Annotated in this window: 17 protein-coding genes; 9 read left to right on the top strand and 8 right to left on the bottom strand. The window is 71.7% G+C overall.

Features of this window, described 5'->3' with window-relative positions:
- Nucleotides 1-137: 137 nt before the first annotated feature.
- Both OV207_RS01670 and OV207_RS01665 read left to right on the top strand, forming a co-directional pair.
- Nucleotides 138-1,109 (top strand): PDR/VanB family oxidoreductase, encoded by a 972-nt coding sequence (locus tag OV207_RS01670; protein WP_267551995.1) that lies wholly within the window; start codon nt 138-140, stop codon nt 1,107-1,109.
- Nucleotides 1,110-1,200: 91 nt separating this feature from the next.
- Complete coding sequence (locus tag OV207_RS01665) at nt 1,201-1,878, top strand: hypothetical protein (protein WP_267551993.1); 678 nt, start codon at nt 1,201-1,203, stop codon at nt 1,876-1,878.
- 48 nt (nt 1,879-1,926) lie between these two features.
- Here OV207_RS01665 and OV207_RS01660 read toward each other — a convergent pair whose 3' ends face one another.
- Entirely contained in the window at nt 1,927-4,227 is a 2,301-nt protein-coding gene (locus OV207_RS01660; protein ID WP_267551991.1) for a serine/threonine protein kinase, read from the bottom strand.
- Between the two features lie 338 nt (nt 4,228-4,565).
- Here OV207_RS01660 and OV207_RS01655 point away from each other — a divergent pair, with 338 nt between their 5' ends.
- From OV207_RS01655 to OV207_RS01645, 3 genes are all read left to right on the top strand, one after another.
- Nucleotides 4,566-6,317 (top strand): S8 family serine peptidase, encoded by a 1,752-nt coding sequence (locus OV207_RS01655; RefSeq protein WP_267551990.1) that lies wholly within the window; start codon nt 4,566-4,568, stop codon nt 6,315-6,317.
- Between the two features lie 361 nt (nt 6,318-6,678).
- Nucleotides 6,679-6,918, top strand: coding sequence for a hypothetical protein (locus tag OV207_RS01650; RefSeq protein WP_267551987.1), 240 nt, complete (start codon nt 6,679-6,681; stop codon nt 6,916-6,918).
- A gap of 135 nt (nt 6,919-7,053) precedes the next feature.
- The gene (locus tag OV207_RS01645) at nt 7,054-8,217 is read left to right on the top strand and encodes a cytochrome-c peroxidase (protein ID WP_267551985.1); all 1,164 of its coding nucleotides are present in this window, start codon (nt 7,054-7,056) and stop codon (nt 8,215-8,217) included.
- 53 nt (nt 8,218-8,270) lie between these two features.
- Here OV207_RS01645 and OV207_RS01640 read toward each other — a convergent pair whose 3' ends face one another.
- From OV207_RS01640 to OV207_RS01625, 4 genes are all read right to left on the bottom strand, one after another.
- Complete coding sequence (locus tag OV207_RS01640; RefSeq protein WP_267551984.1) at nt 8,271-9,707, bottom strand: M24 family metallopeptidase; 1,437 nt, start codon at nt 9,705-9,707, stop codon at nt 8,271-8,273.
- A gap of 109 nt (nt 9,708-9,816) precedes the next feature.
- On the bottom strand, nt 9,817-10,131 hold the full coding sequence (locus OV207_RS01635) for a hypothetical protein (protein WP_267551982.1): 315 nt from the start codon (nt 10,129-10,131) through the stop codon (nt 9,817-9,819).
- 55 nt (nt 10,132-10,186) lie between these two features.
- On the bottom strand, nt 10,187-11,413 hold the full coding sequence (locus OV207_RS01630) for a Kelch repeat-containing protein (protein WP_267551980.1): 1,227 nt from the start codon (nt 11,411-11,413) through the stop codon (nt 10,187-10,189).
- Between the two features lie 148 nt (nt 11,414-11,561).
- Nucleotides 11,562-11,876, bottom strand: a complete 315-nt coding sequence (locus tag OV207_RS01625) for a DUF2171 domain-containing protein (protein WP_267551978.1) — start codon at nt 11,874-11,876, stop codon at nt 11,562-11,564.
- A 176-nt stretch (nt 11,877-12,052) separates the two neighbouring features.
- On the opposite strand from OV207_RS01625, the gene OV207_RS01620 reads away from it, so the two are divergent.
- Nucleotides 12,053-12,250, top strand: coding sequence for a hypothetical protein (locus OV207_RS01620; protein ID WP_267551977.1), 198 nt, complete (start codon nt 12,053-12,055; stop codon nt 12,248-12,250).
- A gap of 7 nt (nt 12,251-12,257) precedes the next feature.
- On the opposite strand, the gene OV207_RS01615 is transcribed toward OV207_RS01620, so the two are convergent.
- Nucleotides 12,258-13,271 carry an ABC transporter ATP-binding protein gene (locus OV207_RS01615; RefSeq protein WP_193346040.1) on the bottom strand — a complete coding sequence of 338 codons (1,014 nt, stop codon included), beginning with the start codon at nt 13,269-13,271 and terminating at the stop codon, nt 12,258-12,260.
- Between the two features lie 348 nt (nt 13,272-13,619).
- On the opposite strand from OV207_RS01615, the gene OV207_RS01610 reads away from it, so the two are divergent.
- Complete coding sequence (locus OV207_RS01610) at nt 13,620-14,759, top strand: AAA family ATPase (RefSeq protein ID WP_193346039.1); 1,140 nt, start codon at nt 13,620-13,622, stop codon at nt 14,757-14,759.
- Between the two features lie 77 nt (nt 14,760-14,836).
- A complete protein-coding gene (locus OV207_RS01605) occupies nt 14,837-15,343 on the top strand; it encodes a hypothetical protein (protein WP_267551975.1) in 507 nt (168 codons plus the stop codon).
- Nucleotides 15,344-15,367: 24 nt separating this feature from the next.
- Here OV207_RS01605 and OV207_RS01600 read toward each other — a convergent pair whose 3' ends face one another.
- The gene (locus OV207_RS01600) at nt 15,368-15,652 is read right to left on the bottom strand and encodes a DUF427 domain-containing protein (RefSeq protein ID WP_193346037.1); all 285 of its coding nucleotides are present in this window, start codon (nt 15,650-15,652) and stop codon (nt 15,368-15,370) included.
- Between the two features lie 38 nt (nt 15,653-15,690).
- Nucleotides 15,691-16,518, bottom strand: coding sequence for an alpha/beta fold hydrolase (locus OV207_RS01595; protein WP_193346036.1), 828 nt, complete (start codon nt 16,516-16,518; stop codon nt 15,691-15,693).
- A gap of 184 nt (nt 16,519-16,702) precedes the next feature.
- Here OV207_RS01595 and OV207_RS01590 point away from each other — a divergent pair, with 184 nt between their 5' ends.
- Nucleotides 16,703-18,763, top strand: coding sequence for a HEAT repeat domain-containing protein (locus tag OV207_RS01590; RefSeq protein ID WP_267551970.1), 2,061 nt, complete (start codon nt 16,703-16,705; stop codon nt 18,761-18,763).
- The last annotated feature ends 15 nt before the right edge of the window (nt 18,764-18,778 follow it).

The raw sequence follows: 18,778 nt of genomic DNA, 5'->3' as shown, positions 1-18,778 counted from the left end.
GCACCGCTGTTCGCAAGGCAGCAGGCGCAACGTCCCCGCGCGCACTGCCCGGGCCCCGGGCCTGTGCCCACCCTGCCCGACGCCGGCACCAGGGCCGGCCTCGCGTGGGCGGCGGGTCAGGGAACAAGGGGCATACCGTGACGACGAAGACGCTGCGCCTGCGGGTGGCGCGCATCACCCGCGAGGCCGAGGGCATCCTCTCCTACGAGCTGACGTCCGAGGACGGCGGCGCGCTGCCCGACTTCGAGGCGGGAGCCCACCTGGACGTCCAGGTGCCCACGCTCCACGGCCTGCGGCAGTACTCGCTGTGCAACGACCCGGGCGAGACGCACCGCTACGTCATCACCGTGCAGCGCGACGCGAACGGACGCGGCGGTTCGCGGGCCATGCACGACCACGTCCGCGAGGGCGACGTGCTCACCGTGAGCGAGCCCGTCAACGACTTCCCGCTCCTCTACGCGCGCAGCTACGTGCTCATCGCGGGCGGCATCGGCGTCACGCCGCTGCTGGCCATGGCGCGCGTGCTGGAGCGCACCGGCGCGGAGTGGGTGCTGCACTACTGCACGCGCGACGAGGGCCGCACGGCCTTCCGGGAGCTGCTCACCTCGCCGTCCTTCGCCGGCCGCGTGCACCTGCACCACGATGGAGGCGACCCCGCGAGGGGCCTGGACGTGCGCGCGCTGCTGGCCACGCGCGGCCCGGGCACACGGCTGTACTGCTGCGGCCCCGCGGGCCTGATGAAGGCCGTGCGCGACGCGGCGCTGCTGCACCGGTGGCCCGGGGAGAAGGTGCACTTCGAGGCCTTCAGCGCGGAGGGCGCCTCCGCCACCCACGCGACGCCGGAGGAGGACTTCGAGGTGTCCCTGCGCAGCACCGGCCAGGTGCTGCGCGTCCCGGCCGGCAAGAGCGTGCTCAACGTGCTGCGCACCCACGGGGTGAAGGTGGAGAGCGACTGCGAGGCCGGCTCCTGCGGCACCTGCCTCACCCGCGTGTGCGAGGGCACCCCCGAACACCGCGACACGTTCTTCCAGGCGGAGCCCGCGGGGGACTCACGCATGCTCGTCTGCGTCTCGCGCGCACGTTCCAAGCGGCTGGTGCTGGACCTGTAGTAGGAGTCCAGGCCGGGGCGCTCTCGCGGTGGTGCGCCCCTGCGTCGCGAGGCAGGCCCCCGGGCCCGCCCCGCGCGGACGAGAGAGGCCGATGAGCGACGGGGCGTTGTTCTCCATGGAGACCATTCCCACCGAGGCCCGCCACCAGGGCCGGCTGTGGGTGGCGGATCTGCTGGACCTCACGGGCTGTGCGCTGGTGGGGTGGGGCGCGTTGCGCGCGGCGGAGCAGGTGCCCACCGCGGGCACGCTGGCGCTCGCCGGGGCGGTGGCCTGGTTCGCGCTGTCCGCCGTGGGCGGGCTGACGCGCCGAACGCCGGGCCGTCACTTCCTGGGGCTCACGCTGGAGCGCGGTGAAGGACGCGCGCCCGGCCTGGGCAGGGGGCTCCTGCGCGGCCTCACCGCGCCCCTGGAGCTGCTGCTCCAGGTCGTGCTGCAACGCCGCCCGCTGGACGCGCGGCTGGGGGTGCACGCCGCCGCGATTCAAGGGGGCGTGCGCGGCTGGCTGCGGGGCGTGGAGGTTCCGCTGATCGGGGTGGTCCTGTTCGCGGCCGCGGTGTGGAGCATCGTCACGCCCACGCGCGATGAGATGATCAAGTACCTGGACCACACCCTGACCGGCTGGCACTGCTGCCACGGGACGCGCGACGTGACGTGGGAGTGCCGCACGTCCCTGGCCCGCGCGGTTCGCGAAGCGAAGGGCGGCGACACGGGGCTGGCGACCTTCCTGCGCCTTGATTGCCCCGTGGGGGCCGCGCGACTGAAGCCTTGAGGCCCGCGGGAGCACGGGGACACACCCCGGCCAGGCAAGGCGCACGCGCTACTGCTTGCGCAGCGGGAACTCCCCTTCGCCTTCCTTGCAGATGACCCGCACCACGCGCTCCGGCACCAAGGGCGCCTTGGCCTGCACCTTGAAGTAGGGCGCGACCGTCTTCACCTCGTGCTTCGAGTACGGCGCGAGCGACGCCATCTCAGCCTGCTGCCGCCGCGACAGCACCAGCTTGCACCGCGTCCAGGCGATGGTGTCCTCGTTGAGGATGGTGAGCGTCCGGTTGACGTTGAAGCCCAGCAGGCCATCCGTCAGCGCGGAGCCCATCAACTTGTGCGGCGCGGCGGGCGGCTCCTCTTGCACCGGCGCCGCGACGGGCTCGGGCGCCGGGAGCGTGGCCAGGCGCGGGGGCAGCACCACGTAGCGCTCACCCTTCGCCGCGTCGGCGTCGTCATCCAACCGCAGGACGATCTGATCCCTCCGGGGACGGATGCTCTCCACGCGGGCCATCCCCAGCAGCGGACGCTTGTTGGAGCCCCGCGCGGCCGGCCCCACCACCTGCAACGACGCCCCCGCGTTGAGCCCGGGCCCCGCGTCCGCCTTCACCGCGCGCTGGCCCCCTCGCAGCTCCTCGATGGGCGCCACCGGCGTGCTCACGGCCACCATGCGCACGGGCCGCCGCGTCTTCGACGCCGACGCTGACTTCACGTCCGACGGCTTGCCGGGGACCCCCGCCGGAGACGGCGCCAGGCCCGCGTCCGGCTCCCCGTTCTCAGCGACGACGGGCGCCTCCTCGGGAGGCGGCGTCACGTCCGGAGGCGGCGTCACGTCCGGGGGCGGCTCGGGCGCGGCCACCACCGGCACCGTCGGGGTGACGGCCGACGGAGGCGGCAGGATGGGTTCGTCTGGAGTGCGCGCGTGAATCACATACGTGGTGAGGCCCACCGTGACGCCCACCAGCAGCAACGCGGCCACGGCGATCTGCGCCAGCGGCCGGCGACGCTCGGGCTTCACCAGGGCCTGTTCGGAGGTGCCTCCCGCTGGAGCCAGGGCCGGAGCCGGGGGCTTCGGCATCCGGCGCACCGCGGTGGCGTCCAGCGAGGACGCGTCCGGCGCGTCGTCACCGCGGGCCACGCCCCCGGAGCCCTTCGTGCTGGGAGCCGGGCCCGTCCCCCCGGAGACGAACGTCCCGGAGGGGCCTCGCGCCAGGGGCTCCATCTCGATGCGCCCCGTGTCCCGCCGCACGGCCGCGTCGCCAGGCGTGCGCACGGCCGTGGCCTGGAAGGCCGCGCCCGACTCCGGTCCCTCTCCAGGAGCGCCATACATGCCGGTGCCGGAGCCCGAACGCGCGGTGGGCGGCGGCGTGCGGCGCTCCCCGGAGACGTTGGACGCCAGCTTGCGCTGCTCCGCGAAGGCCTCCGGACAGAGGCCGCGCACGAACTCGCCCACCTCTTCCGCGCCCATCGTCGCGCCGGTGCGCAGCAGCTCCGCGTTGAGCGCGCGGGCGAAGTCGTCCGCCCGCGCGTAGCGCTCCGCCGGCACGGGCGCGAGCGCGCGGCGCAGGACGGTCTCCAGCGAGGCGTCTACGTCCGGCCGGAGGTCCGCCAGGGGCGGCACCACCGGCTGCGACATGGCCGCCATCATCTCACCCACGGTGCCGTGGGGAACCAGCCCACGGCCCGCCAGCATCTCCCACACCACCACCGCGCAGGAGTAGATGTCGCTGCGGTGGTCCAGCGGCTCGGCGCGCACCTGCTCCGGGGACATGTAGCCCAGCTTCCCCATCACCGTGGCCGGCAGCGTGTACTTGCTGCGCGCGGTGGACTTCGCGAGGCCGAAGTCGATGACCTTCACCTCGCCCTCGTACGACACCATCACGTTGTGCGGGGACACGTCCCGGTGGACGATGCCCAGCGGTTCGCCATCCGAGCCCGTCTTGCGGTGCGCGTACCCCAGGCCCTCCGCCATGCGCTGGCCGATGTAGAGCGCCACCGGCGCCGGCACCGCCCGCCCCTGCACCCGCGCCTGCTCCAGCAGGTAGCCCAGGTCCACGCCCGCCACGTACTCCAGGGACATGTAGTAGGTGCCGTCCGCCTCGCCCATGTCGTACACCTGGGCGATGGAGGAGTGCACCAGGTGCACCAGCACCTTGGCCTCGTGGTGGAAGCGGTCCAGGAACTGCCGGTCCTTCACCAGCCCCGGCAGGATGGTCTTCACGATGCAGGGCTTCTCGAAGCCCGCCGCCCCGGTCAGCTTCGCCAGGTACACCTCCCCCATGCCGCCCTGGCCCAGGAGGTGGACGAGCTCGTAGCGCCCGAAAAACCGAGGGGACTCTGGGGGAGGGGTGCTCATGGCTTCAATGTGGGAGCGCAGCACGGACTCCCCCGTGGAATCAAGCCGCGCGCCCCGCTTCGCCCCTTCATCCCAGACCGGGCACACCCCGCGCCAGAAAAAGAGAAAGTCCCGGAGCCGACGGAAAACCCGACGTCGTGTTCCGCCGGACAACAGGTGGCGTGTGAACCCGCGCACGTCCAGGGCCGGGTGTCCCGCGGAACGTTGCGACTCCGTCCCCAGATGCGTTCCCTCAAGTGCGGACCGCCTCCTTCCCTTGGGAGGGAGGTGGGCACCTCCTGGCCCCCCGGCCGCGAGGAGACCTCTCACGAGGTCGTCGTCCTGGAAGGAGTCGCGTCATGAAGCGATGGGGATTCATCGGGTTGCTGGCGCTGGTCGCATGTGGGCCGGAGTCCTCCACACGGCCCGTGACGCGGGGGCAGGCGTGCCCGGGCGTCGTCGCCGGGGGGATGACACACCGTCAGGGCCTGGCCTCACCGCTGCCCTCGCGGGTGATGCAGGACGGGCGGCAGGCGGTCATCATCCGCTTCCACCGGGGCGGCGGCCAGACACGGGCCTCGCGCATCACGGCGGCGGGCGCCGAGCTCACCCGGGGCACCGGGGCGAAGGTGAGCGCCATCTACCGCAACATCCCCGCGGTGGCCGCGCGCGTGACGCCGCTGGAGCGGGTCCTGCTGGAGCGCAGCACGCTGGTGGAGAGCATCGAGGAGGATCAAACCTGGTTCGGCCAGGGCCTGCCGCTGTCGCTGCCGGCGCGGGTGCTGTCATCCAGCGAGGGTGTCGCGCCGACCGACGAGTACTCCGCGGGGCTGCGCCTGGTGCAGGCGCCCCGGGTGTGGGACGCGAACGCGGACGGCGTGGTGGATCCCGGCGCGCCCACGGGCGAGGGCGTGCGGGTGTGCGTCATCGACAGCGGGCTGGATGTGGAGCACCCGGAGTTCCGGGGCGCCGTGGTGGCCAGCCACGACTTCCTGGACGACGACGAGGATCCCACCGACAAGAGCGCCAGGGGCGAGTGGGGCCAGGGCCACGGCACGCACGTGGCGGGCATCATCGGCGCCCGGCTGGGGCAGGGCAGCGTCACGGCCCCCCGGATGAGCCCGGGGGGCATGGTGGGCGTGGCCCCCGGCGCCTCGCTGCTCATCGCGCGCGTGCTGGATGAGCAGGGCTCCACGCAGATGAGCGTCGTGCTCTCCGCGCTGGAGTGGTGCGAGTCCCAGGGCGCGCGCGTCGTGTCGCTGTCGCTGGGGGGCGGCACGGCCACGCGCAGCGCCCTGGAGGCGTTCAAGGCGGCGCTGGACCACGGCATGCTCGTGGTGGCGGCCGCCGGCAACCAGGGCGGCCCGGTGCTGTACCCGGCGTCGGACCCGTCCGTCCTCGCGGTGGGCGCGGTGGACGCGAACGAGCGGCGCGCGAGCTTCTCCTGCGTGGGCGAGGACCTGGGCCTGGTGGCGCCCGGCGTGGACGTGCTGTCCACCTTCCCCCGGGGCCTGGGCACCTTCGCGGAGATGGCCGTGAACGACATGGCCCCCATGTCCCGCTCGCTCCTGTATTCACCCACGGGCGATGCCCTGGGACGGCTGGTGGACTGCGGCCAGGGGGAGTCCCTGGACGCGTGTCAGGGCGCCACCTGTGACGGCTTCGTGGCCTACGTGCGCCCGGGCGCGGTGCCCGTCGACCAGGCCATGTCCAACGTGATGATGCAGGGCGCAAGCGCGGTCGTCTTCGGCGCGGATGACGGCCCCGCGGGCGGCGTGGTGGACATCATGTCCCTGCCCCGCCGGGGACACTGGGCGCCCGCCGTCAGCGTCAACCAGGCCACCAGCACCGTGCTGCGCCAGCGCCTGGGCACCTACGCGCGGCTGACGCTGGTCCCCATGGACTACACCCACGTCTCCGGCACCTCCATGGCCGCGCCCTTCGTGAGCGGCGTCGCGGCCCTCCTCTGGAGCGCCCACCCCACCCTCACGCCCCAGCAGGTGCGCGCGGCGATGGAGGCCTCCGCGCACGACCTGGGCACGCCCGGAAAGGACCCCGTGTTCGGCCACGGGCTGGTGCGCGCCCACGACGCCTTGCAGCTTCTTCAGTGAAGCCGGTTTCTCAACCCATGGGAGTGAACAGGGCGGATGTTCACGAACGGAAACCCAACCCCGGGAAGCAATCGCGAACGCACTTCAGCGTGGAATGAAGGCGCGGCGCATTTGTACGTGGCGCGCGCGAATGGCTCGCCTGGAAGGCAGCCAGCCAGCGTGAAAACCTTTCATTCTTGAATTGAGGATATCCATGTTGCGAATTGCTGTTGCCGCCTTCGTCCTTGCCGTGACCGGTTGCGCCTCGACGTCGAGTGGCGCGGCGGCAGCTGGGCGCGGGGGCAACGCCACGGTCACGGGAAGCATCACGTACCCGGAGAGCGGGCTGCAGGGCGACCCGTGCTCCGCGGTGGGCGTGAAGGTGACCGAGGGGAACTCCGCGGCGCTGGGTGCGGGCGAGGTGAAGCGCAGCCGCAAGAACACCTGCAGCTTCACCGTGGCCGGCCTGCCGGACGGCTCGGACCTGAAGGTGGAGCTGGTGGTGGATCCGAGCCTCAAGTGCGCCAGCGGGGCGGCGCCCACGGTGAGCCCGGAGCCCACGACGATGAACATCGCCCGCTTCCAGGCGAAGGTCATCAGCTACAAGCTCGCCTGCGGGTAGGCTGGGCCAGCAGGAGGGACGGGACGCGCCAGGCCGGGGCGTCCCTGTTTCCCCAGAAGGACGGGAGGGCCCGTGGGTGGGTTCTTCCGGGGACCATTGATTGCTGAACACAAGGGCGCCAAGCTCTTGCGGCCCATGTCCTTGTTCCGTCCGTGTACCGCCCTGCTCGCCCTGGCCCTGATGGGGACGGGTTGCGAGTCCGAAGCCCCCTTCCCCACCGAGGACGAGCTCGACCAGCTGAGCACCCTGCACACGCCGAGCGTGAAGCCGGAGGTGGATCCGACGAACAGGTTCGGGGACAACGCGGCCGCGGCCTCGCTGGGCCACCGGCTGTTCGAGGACCCGGGGCTGTCGCGCTGCGGGACGGTGTCCTGCCGCGGCTGCCACGCGGGGGAGAGCTACACGGTGGAGACGGCCACGGCGGAGGGCTGCGACGGGCAGCGCACGGAGCGCAACCCGCCCAGCCTGCTCAACGCGGGCTACAACCGCTGGTTCATGTGGGACGGCCGCGCGGACCGGCTCTGGTCCCAGGCGGTGCTGCCGCTGACGAACCCGGTGGAGATGGACTCGAACGCGGAGGTCGTGCGCGCGCGGCTGGTGGCGGAGCCCACGTACGTGGCGGAGTACACGCAGCTGTTCGGCACGGCGCCCGGGGATGAGCCGGACGGGGACCGGCTGATGGCCAACGTGGGCAAGGTGCTGGCGGCGTACCAGCGCACGCTCAACCGGACGGACTCGCCCTTCGACGCGGACGTGCGGCGCTTCCTCCAGGCGGTGGCGGCGGGCACGCAGGAGCAGGACCCGGCGTACCTGGGGCTGAAGACCTTCATCCGCAAGGGCCAGTGCGTGGTGTGCCACAAGGGCCGCATGCTGACGGACGACAAGTTCCACAACCTGGGCCTGAAGGACGCGGGCGCCGGCAAGCGCGGCCACGCGGACGCGGTGGAGCCGCTGCTGTCCTGGAAGTTCAACGCCGCGGGCCTCTTCAGCGACGCGCCGTCGGGCCTGGACGCGGCGCGGCTGCCCACGCTGCGCACGCAGGTGCAGGGCAAGCCGGACGAGGTGGTGGGCGCCTTCCGCACGCCGACCCTGCGCAACGTGGCGCTGAGCGCGCCCTACATGCACACGGGCGCGGAGAAGACGCTGGAGGACGTCATCGACTTCTACAACGAGGGCGGGGACCCGGACGGCACGTTCACCGGCGTGCGCACGGTGTCCATCGTCAAGCTGGACCTGAGCACCGAGGAGAAGCAGTCGCTGGTGACGCTGCTCAAGTCCATGACGGGCGTGGCGCGCTGAAGCTCCGGTGAAGCTCCGGTGAGGCCCGCGCGCGCGGGCCTCCGGGCGGGCCTTCAGCGCACCAGGTGGAAGGTCGTCTGGCGCTGGAAGGCCCAGTGCACGGTGCCCTCGGCGTCCAGCACCACGTCCTCCTCCTGGGCGGAGCGCACGGGCTGGCCCTTCCACTCCGGCACGGGGCTGGTGGCCTGGAGCTCGATGGAGAACCAGGTGGACGGCATCACGCGGTGCTCGCCGTTGCCGGGCACGCCCTCCTGCCGGTCCCACATGCCAATCATGGGGCCCGCGCCATGTCCGTGCAGGCCGATGGGGTGCGAGTACACGGTGCCGTCGATGCCCTCCGCCTTCATGCGCGCGAGCGAGGCGCGCAGCACCTCGTTGCCGGTGCGGCCCGGCTTGAGCTCCGCGGTGACGATGTCCTGGAGCCGGTTGGAAGCCTTCAGCGCGGCCTTCAGGCCCTCGGGCGCGTCCGTCTCCCCCTCGCGCAGCACGTAGCCCATGTGCTGGGTGTCCGTGTTGAGGCGCAGCGCGGTGATGCCGTAGTCGCAGTGGAGCACGTCGCCGCGCTGGATGACGGGGCTGTCCCCCAACTGCTCCTCGGAGGCGCCCATCCGCTGCACGCTCACGTCGGGCTGGAACCAGGTGTCCAGGCCCTGGTCGGCCAGGCGCTGGCGCATCCACCACTCCACGTCCTTCGTGGTGGTGACGCCGGGGGTGATGACGGCGTTGGAGAAGGCGGTCTGGATGATGTTCCAGGCGTGCTTCGTGAGGTCCTCGTAGAAGCGGGCCTCGTCGGCGCTGCGCCAGCCGAGCACGTCCAGGGGCAGGCCACCGGCGGGCTTGAAGCGCTTCACCCAGGCGGGGCCCAGGGCCTGGGCCATGCCTTCGTATTCGCCGTGGGTGAGGCCGTCCGCGAAGGCGATGGCGGGGGACACGTCGATGGAGATGGACTGGGGCTTGCGCTCCTCCACCACCTGCTTGAGGAGCGGCCACTGTTCGGGGCCCAGGAGTTCGGCGGGGCGCTGGGCGCCGCCCCGGTCCACCAGCTGCGGCGCGCGGCGGGCCTCGTAGAGACCGCCCTGCGTGCTGCCGCCCAGGGCCAGCCGCTCCACGCCCTTGTCACCGCCCCGGTCGAAGAAGACGTAGATGGTGCGGCGGCGGGCGGCGAAGGTGGTGGGCGACACGAGCGCCTTGAAGACGGGGTCCTCGTTGTACTCGCGCATGGGGACGATCCACATCTGCACGCCGTGCTTGCGCATGAGCTGGGGCAGCGCGGTCTCCAGGCGCTCGCGGAGCCAGGCCTGCTGGCGTTCGGCCTGTTCGCGCAGCGTGCCGAAGGGGCGCTCCGGCGCGGGCACGGCAGCGGGGGCCGGCGCGGGCGCCGCGGCGATGGCGGGGGCCGGGGCCTCGGGCTTCGCGGCGGGGACGGGCGCGGTGGCGCAGGCGGTGGAACAGACGAGCGGGACGACGAGCAGGTGTTTCCAGGAGCGCATGGGCGCACAGTCTGTCATGCGCCTTCGCGCGGCGCGACGAAGACAGACACCCGCCCGGCGGGTCCCGGGTTGCCGGCCAGCCGGGAAAACCAGACACGCTGTGCTGGCTTCACGTTGAATCCGTGGAGCCTGGGGGCGTGGCGCGCGGGCTGACCTTGCGCAGCTCGTGGAAGTGCTCTCGGACGAAACGCGCGGCGTTGAGCAGGGCATCCACGGGACCGACGCCCACCATGCTGACGGCCAGGGGCACGGCGTGGCCGATGAGCACGGGGCAGTACCAGTCCCCCTGGGCATCCTGGGGAATGGGCACGGGCCGGCCCAGCGTGACGCGAGAGACGTGCTGCCTTCCGTGGTCGTCCTCGAAGGACCAGAAGTCATCGGCCACGGGATCATCGATGGACGTGGGGTTCGGGGCAGGGGGCATGGAGGCAACGTGCCCGCTCCGGCGCGCCGTTGTCCATCCCATTGGACTCCGACGGTCAGGGGCCCTGCTCGACACCTGGAAGCGCGCCCGCCACGCACGGGCCGCAGTCGAGCGTCGCGCCGCAGCCGTCCAGCGCCACGCCGCACGCCGGCCCCCGGGCTTCACACGTCATGGGGACACAGGTGGCGGGGACGTACTCCTCGCTCGTGGCCAGCGTGCCCAGCTCGTTCACGCCGCCCACCACCAGCACCGTGCCCTGTCGCAGCCACAGTGCGCCCGCCTCGCCTCGCGGCTCATGCAGCGTGGGCGCCTGCGTCCACATGCCACGCGCCGGGTCGAACTGCTCCGCTGACGCGAGCGTGCCGCGCGTGGAGTGCTCGCCGCCCACCACCAACACCGCGCCCTCTCCCGTCACCAGCGCCGCGTGGTGTTCGCGCGGCACCGAGGGCGATGCCACCAACTCCCACGCCCCCCGCTCCGGCACGAACACCTCCGCCGTCTGCGCCGCGCGCGACGTCGTGCCGCCCACCACCAACACGCGTCCATCCGGAAGCAGCGTCACGGTGTGCCCCAGCCGGTGCGTGCCCGCCGCGCCGCCCACCGCGCCCGCCTTCTCCCAGTGGCCCGTCACCGGGTCGTACAGCTCCGCCTGCAGGCCGCTCGCGAAGAGCACCCGCCCGGAACGCAGCACCACCGCCGTCCCCTCGCCTCCCCGCACGAAGCCCGGGGCCTCCGCCGGCCGCCACGCCCCCATCGCCGGGTCGTACAGCTCCGCCGAGCGCACCGGCCGCAGGTCCACGTCCGTGCCGCCCGCCACCAGCACCCGCCCGTCCGGCAACAGCACCGCCGTCGGGTCGTTGCGCGCCTCGCCCATGGAGGCCACCGGCGTCCACGTGCCCGTGTCCGGCGCGTACACCTCCGCGCTCGCCAGCGCGCCCACCGTCACCCCGTTGGAGCCGCCCACCGCGAGCACCCGGCCGTCCGCCAGCCGCACCGCCGCGTGGTTGCGCCGCGCCGTGCGCAGCGCGCCCGAGGGCCGCCACCGGCCGGTGTCCGGGTCGAAGACCTCACTGGAGCCGAGCGTGCGGTGCCCGTCGTGGCCCCCCGCTGCCAGCACCCGCCCGTCCTCCAGCGCGACATAGGGCAGCAGCCGACGCGGCGTGGACAGCACGCCCGGCACCGGCGCCTCCACGCCTCCCGCATCCGCTCGCGGCGCGGGCCCGCACGAGAACATCACTCCCAACCACAGCACCGTGACGCAAGATGTCGAAAACCGTCGCATGACCCCACCGGGACGTCTGACCGAGGGGTCCGTCTACCGCGCCGGTCTGACATGCCACGCCCGCAGGGCCCAATGATTCCAGGCCCTTGCCCTGCTCCGCGGGTTGGAAGTTCCTGGAAGTCCCGGAGCGCGGCGCGGCGTTCCCGCGTCAGTGCCGCATGGGACCCAGGGGGTCGTTCGCGGGCTCCGCGTCCATCCCTTCACTGTGCCGGGGCGGCAGGGCCCCGCCGTCGTCGTCCTCCTCCAGCGTGAGCTGCGAGTGGTCCGCCGGCTTGAGGAGGATTTCATCCTCGCGCACGGCCTCCACGTCGCTGAACTCGATGAGGTAGTCGCGCCGGGGAATGGGGACCAGGCCCTGCTCCAGTTCGAAGTGCGTGTCGCCCACGCCCGCCACCCGGCCCAGCTTGTGCCCGTCGGCGGCGAGCACCGCCATGCCCTCTCTCACGTCTCCCGCGTGAATCATCGTGTCGCTCCTCGCGCCCATGGGGTCCTCACCAAGGGTGGGGTCGCTGCCGCCGCCGTGCGCGCCGTGGCAGGCGGCCCGGTGAGCCCCCGGGCAGCCTTCCCCCACGGCAGGGAAACGGCCCACGCACGCACCGGGGCGCGGTGCCCAACGTTCACGAGAAGGAGGACACCCTCATGTTGCTGGAACTGTCGAACGACGAGTCACGCGTGCTCAAGGAGACCCTGGACACGGCCCTGGCCACGCTGCGCGAGGAGCGCGCACGGGCGGAGGCGCGCGAACTCCAGGAGGCCCTGGGCCGGCGCTACGCGTTCATCCAGAGCCTCCAGCGCCGCCTGGAGCCGCTGGTGGACAGCGAGGAGGTCTACGCCTGACGCGGCTTCACACCGCGCGCCCCGTCTTCCCATCGAACCTGCGCAGGTAGCGCGCGTCGTGGCGCAGCCACACCAAATCCCCGCTCGCGGCGCGGAAGTCTCCGGGTGCCCTGGCCACCAGCCGCTCGCCGCCCGTCTCCACCGTCACCCAGACCTCCGCCCCCATGGGCTCCACCAGGTACACGCGGGCCTCGCGGGCCTCCGGGGGACGCTCGCCCTGGCCCACCTGGAGGTGCTCCGGCCGCAGCCCCAGCACCGCGTCCTCCGGCGGCAGGCCCAGCGTGTCCGGCTTCACCAGGTTGATGCGCGGCGAGCCGAAGAAGCCCGCCACGAACAGGTTCGCCGGGGCGTCGTACAGTTCGCGCGGCGGGGCCACCTGCTGCACCTCGCCCTGGCTCATCACCACCACGCGGTCGGACAGCGTCATCGCCTCCGCCTGGTCGTGCGTGACGTAGATGAACGTGGCCTGGAGCTGCTCGTGCAGCTTCTTGATTTCACCGCGCATCTGCGTGCGCAGCGCCGCGTCCAGGTTGGACAGGGGCTCGTCGAAGAGGAACACCTTGGGCCGGCGCACCAGCGCGCGCCCCAGCGCCACCCGCTGCCGCTGCCCGCCGGACAGCTCCTTCGGCCGGCGCGCGAGCAGCGCCTCCAGTCCCAGCACCCCGGACACCTCGCGCACGCGCGCTTCGATGTCCTTCGCGTCCATGCCCGCCACCTTCAGCGGGAACGCCAGGTTCCCCGCCACGTCCAGGTGCGGGTAGAGCGCGTAGCTCTGGAACACCATCGCGATGTCACGCTCGCGCGGGGACAGGTCGTTCACCACCTGCCCGTCGATGCACAGCGTGCCGCCCGACAGCTCCTCCAACCCCGCGATGAGGTTCAACGTCGTGGACTTGCCGCACCCGGACGGGCCCACCAGCGACACGAACTCGCCGTCCGCGATGTCCAGCGTCACGCCCTTCACCGCCGCCACCCCACCCCGGTACACCTTGCGCACGTCCTGCAGGGACACCGTCGCCACCCGCGCCACCTCCACCTGAAGAGGGACCGCCGCGTCTGCCTCACGCGCGGTCCGAAGAGGCGACCAGCATCGCCGCTCCCGCGCGGACGACAAGCCTGACGCTGACGGACGCGTGCACCCGACGACATCCGGGCGTCCGAGCCCCCTTGCGGAAGGGGCACGACCCACCAGCAATGCTCGCCCGCGCAAACTCATGTGCAGCAGGCACTGCGGCTGGATGGTTCCTCAGCGCGCCAAGCTCACGCCTCCGGCTCGCTTGGAGGGCTCACCCGCGAAAAGGGAGGTTCGTCGAGCGGAGCCGTGTGACACGTACGTGCGCAAGAAGAAGGCGGCGACTAGAGTCGCACCATGCGCATCACCCGCATCCGGATGCAGAACTGGCGAAACTTCCTTGAGGCCGACGTGCCCCTGGAACAGCGCGTCTTCCTCGTCGGTCCCAACGCCGCCGGCAAGTCCAACTTCCTCGACGCCATCCGCTTTCTGCGCGACGTAGCGGACGCGCAGGGCGGGCTCCAACGCGCGGTGGCCTCGCGACGAGGGGTATCGCAAATTCGCTCCCTGCATGCGCGCCGATATCCAAACGTCGAGCTTGAAGTCGAGGTCGATCTTGGCGAAGGCCCGCCTTGGAACTACCGACTCGAGTTCACCCAGGACAACCAGCGACGTCCCATCGTCAAATCGGAAGTCGTCACCCGTGGCGCGAAAACGCTCCTGGAGCGCCCCAACAGCGAAGACAAGAAGGATCCCGCGCTGCTGACCCAGACGCATCTGGAACAGGTGAACACCAACCGTCACTTCCGTGAGCTGTCTGACTTCTTCTCGAAGGTCCGCTATCTCCACCTCGTTCCTCAACTGGTTCGGGAACCAGACCGCTCCACGGGTCGGGTGATGGACCCATTCGGAGGAGACTTCCTGGAGCAATTGGCGCGTGCGACGCCCAAGACGCTCAACTCGCGCTTGAAGCGCATCACGAGTGCGCTCCGGGTCGCGGTTCCCCAACTCCAGGAGTTGGACCTGAAGCGTGATGAGCGGGGCGTGCCCCACCTCCAGGGTAAGTACAAGCACTGGCGGCCCAACGCTGGCTGGCAGAATGAGACCCAGCTTTCGGACGGCACCCTGCGGCTCTTGGGCCTGCTCTGGGCATTGCTGGATGGAACCGCGCCCCTGCTTCTGGAGGAGCCTGAACTGTCGCTCCACACCGCGGTCGTCCAGCACATTCCTCAAATGCTGGCGCGACTGAGTCGCAAGAACGACCGGCAGGTCATCGTCAGCACCCACAGCGCGGACCTGCTGGCGGACGAAGGGATTGGCGGCGAGGAAGTGCTCGTACTGACACCGCGCAAGGAAGGAACCCAGGTGTCCGTAGCAAGGGACAGCCAACCCATCCGGGATCTCCTTGAAGGAGGCCTGACGGTGGCGGAGGCCGTGATTCCCAGGACGGCTCCGGGCGGAGCAGAACAGCTTGCGCTCTTTGGCGAGGCGTTGTGACCCCCATCACCTTCGCGGTGGAAGGGCCTACCGACACGGCCATCGTCACGAGGCTCCTGCGTCACGCGGGCCTCCCCATGGGAACGGTCTACCCCATGGGCGGAAAGGCGAAGCTCGATGCGAAGCTGGCGGGCTTCAACCATGCGGCCCGCAATGCGCCCTGGTTCGTGCTGCGTGACCTGGACCAGGATGCAGCCTGCGCACCTGCGCTCGTGAAACGTCTCCTTCCAACGCCAGCGAAGGGAATGCACCTGCGCATCGCCGTCCATCAAGGCGAAAGCTGGCTGCTCGCGGACGCGGAACGCATCGCGACCTTCCTGGGTGTTCCGGTGAGTTCGGTCCCGCCCGCGCCCGACACGATTCCCAACGCCAAGCAGGCGCTGCTCAACCTGGCACGTCGCTCTCGTTCCCGAGAGCTCAGGGCCGCCCTCGTTCCAGCCGAAGGCTCGACAGCCTCGGTGGGAAAGCAATATTCGACAGTGGTGGCGGACTTCACGCGGGACGCCTGGCGCCCCGCGGTGGCCGCCCGCCGAAGTGACAGTCTCGCGCGCTGCATCCGCGCGCTCGAGTCCCTCGGACGGTGAGCAGCACTGCGACGGGCACGCCCGTCAGCGCTCCACCGTCACGCCCTTCCAGAAGGCCACGTACCCCTGGATGTTGGCCGCCTTCGGCTTCGGCTCCGGGTAGTACCAGGCGGCGTCCGCGTTCGTCTTGCCGTCCACCTCCACGGAGTAGTAGCTGGCCTCGCCCTTCCAGGGGCATTGGGTGTGCGTCGCGCTGGGCTTGAAGTGTTCCCGGTTCAGGCTGTCGGGCGGGAAGTAGACGTTGCCCTCCACTTCCTCGAAGCGGTCACTCTTCGCGAGCACGGCGCCATTCCATTTCGCGACTGGCATTGAACAAGCCCTCCTGTTTCGTTTCGGGTAACCGTGCTTCAGCCGGTGTGCGCGGCGTTCGTGGAAGCATGCTCGGTGAGGAAGGGGGCGAGTTCGGCATTCACCAACGCCGGCTCCTCCACCGTGGCCGAGTGCCCACCGCGCGACAGGCGCACCAGCTTCGAGCCGGGGATGAGGGAATGGATGCGCTCGGCCTTCGCGGGCACCGTGGCGCGGTCCTCCTCGCCCACGATGACGAGCGTGGGCGTGCGCAGGCGCGGCAGTTCCTCCGCGATGCCCTGGCGCTTGATGACGCCGTTGACGGCGCGCCAGATGTCGCGCCGGTTCTGGCGCAGGCGCGCACGCCACAGCGACCGCTCCGACGCCCGGCCCGGGTCGGTGAGGAACGACGTGCCGAACATGATGCGCATCACCGGCCCCGTCACGGGCGCGAGCCCCACGTAGCGGGCCACCAGGTTGAGCGCGGTGTAGCGGGGCACGTTGACGGTGGGCTCCGGGTCCGCGGACGTCTCCAGCAGCACCAGCGAGCGCACCAGGTCCGGCCGGCGCGCGGCCAGCCGCATCCCCACGAAGCCCCCCATGGACAGCCCCACGAAGTGGACCGGCGCCACGCCCAGCGACTCGATGAGCGCCACCGCGTCCGCGTACACCGTCTCCATGTCGATGACCGCGTCGGGCGGAACCTCGCTCTGCCCCTGCCCCCGGTGGTCGTAGGAGATGCACCGGAAGCGGCCCCGCAGCGCCTCCACCTGCGGGTCGAACAGGCGCGTGCTCCACAGGAGCCCATGGCTGAACAGGACCACGTCCCCCGGGCCGCCGGTGTCCTCGTAGTACAGCCGGGTTCCATTCACGGACCGCATGGGCATGGGACGGGCTCCTGTCGGGTGAAGGTAACGGCTCCCGCGCCCTACCACCCTAGTCCAGGGCTCCCCGGGACCGCAGCCCTCCCTGGGAGTCCGGTGTCGACTGGAGGAGATGGGCTGCCCGGGCTCGCTCGGAGCGCGGCTTGTGCCGCCTGGCGGATGGGAGGAGCATGGACGGCACCTCCGGATGCGTCCCTCTCGTCCTGTCCTCGTCGCCCTCGCGGTGGTCGCGCTCCTCGCCGCGGGCCTGTTCTTCGCCCTGCGCCCGGCCGCGCCCCCCGCGCCCCTGGCCCCCGTCACCCGGGCCCCCACGCCTCCTGCCGTGCTGGATGCGGGGAGCCCCGCCGCGCCCGCGCCGGTGAAGGCGGTGGCGGCCCCCGCGACGCCGAACCGGTTCGTGGGCTCCGAGGTTTGCGCGGACTGCCACGAGGAGCAGCACACGGGCTGGAAGCACGACTGGCACGCCCGCGCGCTGTCCCCGGCGACGAAGGAGTTCGTCGTGGGCACGTTCACGGGCGCGGGCACCCACTTCAAGGGCGACTCCAGCGAGGCGTGGATGCGCCGCGACGGCGGCAGGTACCTGATGCGCACGAAGGGCGCGGACGGGAAGCTGGGCGAGTGGCCGGTGCAGTGGCTGGTGGGCGGCAAGCGCATGCAGGACCCCATCACGCTGCTGCCGGACGGGCGCTGGCAGGTGCTGCCGGTTTACTTCCACGTCACGGGCAAGGGCGAGTGGGTGGACTACTCGGAGAAGAAGCAGGGCCCGCTGGCGCCGGACCACCCGTTCTTCTGGGCGAACTTCCGCCGCAGCGCGCAGCACGCGTGCCTGGACTGTCACGTCACGGGGCTGGACGCGCGCTACGACCGGGCGAAGCAGCAATGGCAGACGACGTTCGCGGACGCGGGTGTCGCGTGTGAGTCCTGCCATGGGCCGGGCGGCCGGCACGCGGAGTCGCAGGCGGCGGCGGACATCATCCAGCCGCGGAAGCTGGGTGCGGCGGAGTCCTTCGCGGTGTGCGCGCAGTGCCATGGGCCCCGCCGCACGCTGTTCCCGATGCTGGACGCGGAGCACCGCTTCCAGCCCGGCCAGCGCTACGACGCCAGCTACCAGCCCGTGGTGCTGCTGGTGGGCAACGAGCGCTCCGGGGACTTCTTCAACGACGGGCGTCCCAGCACCTCCAGCTTCGAGTACCAGGCGCTCATCCAGTCACGCTGCCACCAGCAGGGCGGGGCCACCTGCCTGACGTGTCACACGGCGCCGCATGACCCGCACGCGCCCAATGAGGTGAAGCCGCTGCCGAAGTCGGCGCCCGCGCGCACGTCCGCGAACGCGGCGACGTGCCACGGCTGTCACGCGGAGGTGGTGGCGCAGGGGGAGAAGCACACGCACCACAAGGCCGCGGCGGCGCAGGACTGCATCGCATGTCACATGCCGCCGGTGGTGTCGGGCGTGCTGGACCCCTTCGCGGACCACGCGCTGGACGTGCCGGCGCCGCAGAACACGGCGCGCCACGACGTGCCCAACGCATGCAATGCCTGTCACACGAAGGAGACGCCGGACGCGATGGCGCAGGCGTTGACGAAGTGGTGGCCCCAGGCGGAGCAGCGCCAGCAGCGGCGGCTGCGGCTGGCGGATGCGTTCGACGAGAAGACGGCGGCGCGGAGCCGGGGGCCGCTGGAGGCGGTGCTGGCGGACACGGCGGAGGCGGGCACGCTCCGGGGCGCGGCGGCGAAGTTCCTGGCGCGCCGGTTCAAGCGCGACGCGGTGCCGGCGCTGCGGGCGACGCTCAAGGGCACGACGGACAGCACGTTGCGCTCGGACCTCATCGAAGCGCTGGGCGCCGCGAACGCGCGCGAGGCGGCGGAGGACCTGGTGCCGCTCCTGAAGGACGGCTCGCTGTGGGTGCGGCAGGGCGCGGCGCTGACGCTGGCGGCGTTCGGGGACGCCCGGGCGATGCCGGCGCTGGAGGCCCTGGCGAACCAGCCGGAGACGCGCGGGCTGGTGCAGCCGCACATCATGCTGGGGCAACTGGCGATGCGCCGCAGGGACGTGGTCACCGCGACGCGCGAGTTCGAGCGGGCGTTGGACCTGCAGCCCTACAACGCGGACGTGCTGGTGCGGCTGGCGGACCTGTACGTGGTGCAGGGCAACGTGGCGAAGGGCCGCGAGCGGCTGGAAGAGGCGCTCCGGTTCGACCCACAGAGCCGGTCGGCGAAGCAGCGGTTGAGCATGCTGCCGCAGCCGTAGGAGGCGTGATTTTCC

The sequence above is a fragment of the Corallococcus sp. BB11-1 genome (genome assembly GCF_026626625.1).
Classification (GTDB): Bacteria; Myxococcota; Myxococcia; order Myxococcales; family Myxococcaceae; genus Corallococcus; species Corallococcus soli.
The sequence above is the reverse complement of the archived record's forward strand: the minus strand, read 5'-3'. Positions and strand labels throughout refer to the sequence as shown.

Coding starts and splice junctions, on each gene's coding strand:
- OV207_RS01665 (WP_267551993.1), top strand. CDS start 1,201: ATGAGCGACGGGGCGTTGTTCTCCATGGAGACCATTCCCACCGAGGCC.
- OV207_RS01660 (WP_267551991.1), bottom strand. CDS start 4,227: ATGAGCACCCCTCCCCCAGAGTCCCCTCGGTTTTTCGGGCGCTACGAG.
- OV207_RS01655 (WP_267551990.1), top strand. CDS start 4,566: ATGAAGCGATGGGGATTCATCGGGTTGCTGGCGCTGGTCGCATGTGGG.
- OV207_RS01645 (WP_267551985.1), top strand. CDS start 7,054: ATGTCCTTGTTCCGTCCGTGTACCGCCCTGCTCGCCCTGGCCCTGATG.
- OV207_RS01640 (WP_267551984.1), bottom strand. CDS start 9,707: ATGCGCTCCTGGAAACACCTGCTCGTCGTCCCGCTCGTCTGTTCCACC.
- OV207_RS01635 (WP_267551982.1), bottom strand. CDS start 10,131: ATGCCCCCTGCCCCGAACCCCACGTCCATCGATGATCCCGTGGCCGAT.
- OV207_RS01630 (WP_267551980.1), bottom strand. CDS start 11,413: ATGCGACGGTTTTCGACATCTTGCGTCACGGTGCTGTGGTTGGGAGTG.
- OV207_RS01625 (WP_267551978.1), bottom strand. CDS start 11,876: ATGATTCACGCGGGAGACGTGAGAGAGGGCATGGCGGTGCTCGCCGCC.
- OV207_RS01620 (WP_267551977.1), top strand. CDS start 12,053: ATGTTGCTGGAACTGTCGAACGACGAGTCACGCGTGCTCAAGGAGACC.
- OV207_RS01610 (WP_193346039.1), top strand. CDS start 13,620: ATGCGCATCACCCGCATCCGGATGCAGAACTGGCGAAACTTCCTTGAG.
- OV207_RS01605 (WP_267551975.1), top strand. CDS start 14,837: ATGGGAACGGTCTACCCCATGGGCGGAAAGGCGAAGCTCGATGCGAAG.
- OV207_RS01600 (WP_193346037.1), bottom strand. CDS start 15,652: ATGCCAGTCGCGAAATGGAATGGCGCCGTGCTCGCGAAGAGTGACCGC.
- OV207_RS01595 (WP_193346036.1), bottom strand. CDS start 16,518: ATGCCCATGCGGTCCGTGAATGGAACCCGGCTGTACTACGAGGACACC.
- OV207_RS01590 (WP_267551970.1), top strand. CDS start 16,703: ATGCGTCCCTCTCGTCCTGTCCTCGTCGCCCTCGCGGTGGTCGCGCTC.